Genomic DNA, 5,788 nt, shown 5'->3' on the forward strand with positions numbered 1-5,788 from the left:
TGAATCGCTGCTTCTGGGGGAAAAACTTGTTGTTGACAACGCTTACCAGACGTGATATAACTTATATGCACTGAAAAGTACCTTAACAACTGGATAGTGGAAGGAAGGTTAATTGTGTGGCGAGCTTGATCCTGGCTCAGGATGAACGCTGGCGGCGTGCTTAATGCATGCAAGTCGAACGGGGAATAGAATTTCGGTTTTATTCCTAGTGGCGGACGGGTGAGTAACACGTAAGCAACCTGCCCTCGAGTGGGGGATAACACCGAGAAATCGGTGCTAATACCGCATGAAGTGTAGGGGTAATGCCCAAACACCAAAGCCTTCGGGCGCTTGAGGAGGGGCTTGCGGCTTATCAGGTAGTTGGTGAGGTAACGGCCCACCAAGCCGATGACGGGTAGCTGGTTTGAGAGAATGACCAGCCACATTGGGACTGAGACACGGCCCAGACTCCTACGGGAGGCAGCAGCAGGGAATATTGCGCAATGGGCGAAAGCCTGACGCAGCAACGCCGCGTGGGTGATGAAGGCCTTCGGGTCGTAAAGCCCTTTTCTTGGGGAAGAAGCTCTGACGGTACCCAGGGAATAAGCCTCGGCTAATTACGTGCCAGCAGCCGCGGTGACACGTGAGAGGCAAGCGTTATCCGGATTTATTGGGCGTAAAGGGCGTGTAGGCGGCCCAGTATGCCTCTTGTGAAATCTCCTGGCTTAACTAGGAGGGGTCAAGAGGAACTGCTGGGCTTGAGGACAGCAGAGGAAGATGGAATTCCCGGTGTAGCGGTGAAATGCGTAGATATCGGGAGGAACACCAGTGGCGAAGGCGATCTTCTGGGCTGTTTCTGACGCTGAGGCGCGAAAGCGTGGGTAGCAAACAGGATTAGATACCCTGGTAGTCCACGCCGCAACCGATGGACACTAGGTATGGGGGGTATCGACCCTCTCCGTGCCGTAGCTAACGCGTTAAGTGTCCCGCCTGGGGATTACGGCCGCAAGGCTAAAATTCAAAGGAATTGACGGGGGCCCGCACAAGCAGCGGAGCGTGTGGTTTAATTCGATGATACACGAAGAACCTTACCAAGGCTTGACATACTGGAAGTAGGAACCCGAAAGGGGGACCACCTGTCAAATCAGGAACCAGCACAGGTGCTGCATGGCTGTCGTCAGCTCGTGCCGTGAGGTGTCGGGTTAAGTCCCGCAACGAGCGCAACCCTTGTTCTGTGTTACACTCTCACAGGAGACTGCCTCGCAAAACGAGGAGGAAGGTGGGGATGACGTCAAGTCAGCATGGCTCTTACGTCTTGGGCTACACACACGCTACAATGGGCGGTACAGAGGGGTGCTAAAGAGCGATCTGGAGCTGATCCCTAAAAACCGTCCTCAGTTCAGATTGGAGGCTGAAACTCGCCTCCATGAAGTTGGAGTTGCTAGTAACCGCTGGTCAGCATACAGTGGTGAATACGTTCTCGGGCCTTGTACACACCGCCCGTCACGCCATGGAAGCTGGCAACACCTGAAGTCGATGCGCTAACTTTATTGAAGCAGTCGCCGAAGGTGGGGCTAGTGACTGGGGCGAAGTCGTAACAAGGTAGCTGTACCGGAAGGTGTGGCTGGATCACCTCCTTTCAGGGAGTCATAGAGGCTTTGCCTCTGGATTTCCAGGTCGATCGAAGGGTTAAACCCCTTCGGTTTGGTTAGTTTCAAAAACTTCCTTCCACTATCCAGGTGTTAAGGTATTTCTATATCTGAAAAGCAATACTGCAAGTCCATTTTGTCCTCAGGTCGAGCATCCGAAGTCGGACAGGCTACACCAGCGATAAATCAGCTCAGTCTCTTTTCCGGCTAAATTATCATCAGCAGGTCCGGCGCTCGCAAGGAATGAATACTACCGAGAGCGAAGCTCATGATCCCGGCAACCGGGCTAAAGCCACCGTTGCTCTGCAGACCGTAGGTTGCAAGCTCAACCAGGCGGAAAGCGAAGCGCTGGCACGCATGTTTCTTGATGAGGGATTCAGGTTAGTATCCCCAAATGAAAGCCCCGATATTTTTATTCTGAATACTTGCACCGTCACTCACATTGCCGATCGCAAGTGCCGGCAATACCTCAGAAATTTCTGCGGCAGAAATCCTAACTCGCTGGTCGTAGCACTCGGCTGTTATGCGGATCGGGATGCCGCAGCAGTGGGGCAAGTTGAAGGGGTTGACCTCGTTATCGGCAATGCCGAAAAAGGCCGCTTGGTAGAGATAATAGAGGCACGGCTTGACCTCCAGAGCAAGCCTGCTTGCGACAAAGAAAATAGGCTGTCCACATTCTTCTCAACCTCCGAATCTCCCTGCAATCAGGCTGTCCGAAAACTCCTTTTAACCCCCTCTTATCCCCCTTTAGCAAAGGGGGACGAAGGGAGTTATGCTTTTGAGGGGCATCCCCGTTCGGCAGGGCTCACGGCAAGCCAAGCCCCCGGCAGGAAACACTCCGCACCCCTTTTGAGACAGGCTCAAAATCAAGCTTTGCCCGAATCTTTATTTCGAACAAGGGCAATGATAAAAATCCAGGATGGTTGCAACCATAATTGTTCCTATTGCATCGTACCCCATGTCAGAGGGCGTGAGCGGAGCGTGGCGGCGGAAACTGTCATCGCTGAAATCAAAGCCAGGGTCGGTGAGGGTTGCAACGAAGTCATTCTGACCGGAACCAGGATTGGGGCTTATGATGGAGTGGGCGGACTTGAAGGGCTGGCGCAACGCATCCTGGATGAAACTGCCGTGGCACGGCTTCGTTTATCTTCGCTTCAACCTGCGGAACTCTCGCCTTCCCTGATCCGGCTCTGGAAGGACAACCAGCGGATATGCCGACACCTGCATCTGGCTCTTCAAAGCGGCAGCGACCCGGTGCTTCGCCGGATGGATCGAAGGTATTCCACCGGCGAATATCATCAAATGGCCAGTGAGGTTCGGGATGCCATGCCGGATATTGCGATCACCACCGATGTCATCGTTGGATTCCCAGGCGAGACTGATGCCCAGTTTGAACAAAGCTACTGGTTTTGCGAAGGGATCGGTTTTGCGGACCTGCACATCTTCCCTTATTCGGCGCGGCCCGGGACTCCGGCATCACGGATGCCCGATAAAGTCCCGGAGAGGTTCAAAAAAGATCGAAGCCGTGCTATGATCGATCTGGCTGAGCAGAGTTCGCGAGACTTCAGACGCCGATTCACAGGGAAAACGATGCTGGTATTGTGGGAGGAGCAGAAGGAAGACCATCTCTGGATCGGGCACACCGGAAATTATATCAAAGTAGTAACCCGGAGTAATGAGCCGCTTGCAAACCGCCTGCTTCAGACTGAACTGGGCATTGAACATGGAGATGCCCTCTGGGGAGATGCCCAGATCGTGGCTAACCTGGGAGAGGAATTCCGAAAGGAGGATGAGTCGTCGTGAGTGGTGAAAATTTAGCCTACTTCATTATATTCTTTATCTGCCTGGCGCTCTCTGCCTTCTTTTCGAGTTCAGAGACCGCTTTCATTTCGCTGCAAAGGACGCGAATCAGGCATCTGGTGAGCAGCGGCGTTTCTGGTGCTGATGAGGTGGAAAAGCTAGCCAAGCACCCAGAGAAGCTACTGGCGACGGTACTTTTAGGAAACAACCTTGCGAATACTGCTGCCACGGTGCTGGGAACCGTGATCATCGTGGATATCCTTGATGATCGGGCAGGGGTTTTTGTGTCCACCGTTGTGCTGACGATTGTTTTGTTGCTATTTGCTGACATCATACCCAAGGTCGTTACTGCCCGGACTAGTGAGAAAATGGCCCTGCTCTACGTGCGTCCAATGAGAATCATATCATCGATACTCTCCCCCATTACCTCCATTCTGGCCAGGATCGGAACGGGTGTAGGCGAGTTTATTGGCGGCGACACTACACCCAGGAGACTGATAGGCGAGGAGGAAATCCGTGCCATGATCTCGCTGGGGCGTGAAGACGGAACCGTGGAAGAAGAGGAAGCTGAGATGATGGAGCGGGTCTTCCAATTCGGCGATCGTCATGTTTCAGAGATCATGACGCCGCGACCGGCCATCGTGTGGGTGGAAAAGGATATCAAATTGGAAGATTTTCTGAAGGTCTACGCCGAGTCGCCTCACTCCCGATTCCCTGTTTACGAAGAAACACGGGATAATGTAATCGGCATTCTGTCGATAAAAGATGTGCTGATGGCTCAAGCCAGGGGAGAGTTGAGTGGGGGGAATGTGGTGACAAGTTTAGCCAGGCCGGCTTATTTTGTGCCTGAGAACAAGGTCATCGGAGAACTTTTCCGCGAGATGCGGGCTCAAAGCACGCAGATGGCTATGGTGGTTGATGAGTATGGCGGCACGGCCGGTATCGTGAGCATTGAGCAGATACTGGAGGAGATAGTGGGACAAGTGGGGGATGAACTGGCGGGCGGACACAAGCATGTGGAAACAATCGATCTCAATACATATCAAGTCGATGGTGCAATGAGGCTTGACCAGGCCAATGAAGAACTGGATTTGGGATTGCAAGAAGGGGATTATGAAACTGTAGCCGGATTCATCCTCACCGTGCTGGGGCACATTCCTAAAAAGGGAGAACAACTGAAATGCGGGGGGATTATGCTCACCGTGACCGAAATGAAGGGAGTCAAGATTGAAAAGGTCCTTATTACCAAAGAATGATCAGCAGCGGCTTTGCGTTACCTTCAGCCGCGGCAGTGACTTGAAATATATCTCGCATCTGGATATCATGCGACTCTGGCAAAGGGCGTTGCGCCGGGCGGGGATGCCGCTGGCATATTCGCAGGGATTCAATCCCCATCCCAGAATTTCCATAGCTGCGCCGCTGGCCGTGGGGATTACCAGCGAAGGCGAGTTAATGGATGTCTTTCTCGCAAGAAGGGTATCTCTGGAATTCTTTGTCAAAGTCATGAGCAAGCAATTGCCGGCGGGCATCCGAATATTGGGAACAAAGGAACTCTGGCCCGGATTGCCTTCGCTCCAATCCCAGTTGCGTTTCGCCGAATACAGGGTTGAGGTGGAATCGGAGAAAGCGCCGAAAGAGGCAGGCCAGGCGATTCGGTCCCTGCTGGAGAAGACAAGCCTGCCCTGGCAACATGCCAGGGATGAGAAGGTCCATCGATATGATCTGCGAGCCTTGATCGATGACATCTGGATAATAGACAAGGGGGAATCCTTGTATACCTTTGGCATGAGGCTGCTTGCCGACTCCAGCGGATCGGGCAGGCCGGAGCAAGTGGCCCAGGCAATGGGATTTTCTGACTTGCCAAAATCGATTCATCGCACCAAACTGGTCTTGGGAACGAACTGATGCGGCTGATTCTGGTCAGACACGGAGAAACCCAGTGGAACCGTGAACATCGGGTGCAGGGTCAGGGCGATCTCCCGCTTAACGAATCGGGGAAAAAGCAGGCCGAGCTGATAGCGATAGCTTTACATAATGAAAGGGTGGAGGCAGTTTACACCAGCCCTTTGCGGCGGGCTCTGGGAACAGCCGAAGCGATCAACCATTTTCACCGGGTGGGGATCAAAATCATCGATGGATTAAAGGAGTTGGATACGGGAGAGCTTGATGGCGTGTACGCTTCCGATATGGGGGCCAGGCATCCGGAATTCTTTCGAATCTGGATGGCCGATGCCGCATTGGCCCGTATGCCCGGCGGCGAGTCTCTACCGGAGCTTCAGGAGCGTGTTTGGAATTCTATCCAGAGCATACTCAACAACAGCCATTCCAACACAGTAGTGGTCGTCAGCCATCTATTTGCT

General features: G+C 53.2%; 4 protein-coding genes and 1 rRNA gene. All 5 read left to right on the forward strand.

Annotated features, from left to right (window positions below; genetic code table 11):
• Positions 1-113: 113 nt before the first annotated feature.
• Positions 114-1,619: ribosomal RNA gene (locus tag WC600_18530) — 16S ribosomal RNA — on the forward strand.
• 252 nt (positions 1,620-1,871) lie between these two features.
• Positions 1,872-3,431 carry a tRNA (N(6)-L-threonylcarbamoyladenosine(37)-C(2))-methylthiotransferase MtaB gene (gene mtaB, locus WC600_18535; protein ID MFA4904728.1) on the forward strand — a complete coding sequence of 520 codons (1,560 nt, stop codon included), beginning with the start codon at positions 1,872-1,874 and terminating at the stop codon, positions 3,429-3,431.
• Entirely contained in the window at positions 3,428-4,684 is a 1,257-nt protein-coding gene (locus tag WC600_18540; GenBank protein MFA4904729.1) for a hemolysin family protein, read from the forward strand. The genes mtaB and WC600_18540 overlap by 4 nt, the downstream gene beginning before the upstream one ends.
• Complete coding sequence (locus WC600_18545; GenBank protein ID MFA4904730.1) at positions 4,656-5,333, forward strand: TIGR03936 family radical SAM-associated protein; 678 nt, start codon at positions 4,656-4,658, stop codon at positions 5,331-5,333. Before WC600_18540 ends, WC600_18545 begins: the two co-directional genes overlap by 29 nt.
• On the forward strand, positions 5,333-5,788 hold a 456-nt coding region (locus tag WC600_18550; GenBank protein ID MFA4904731.1), incomplete at its 3' end, for a histidine phosphatase family protein. The genes WC600_18545 and WC600_18550, both read left to right, overlap by 1 nt.

The organism is Desulfobaccales bacterium (assembly GCA_041648175.1).
GTDB lineage: Bacteria > Desulfobacterota > Desulfobaccia > Desulfobaccales > 0-14-0-80-60-11 > 0-14-0-80-60-11.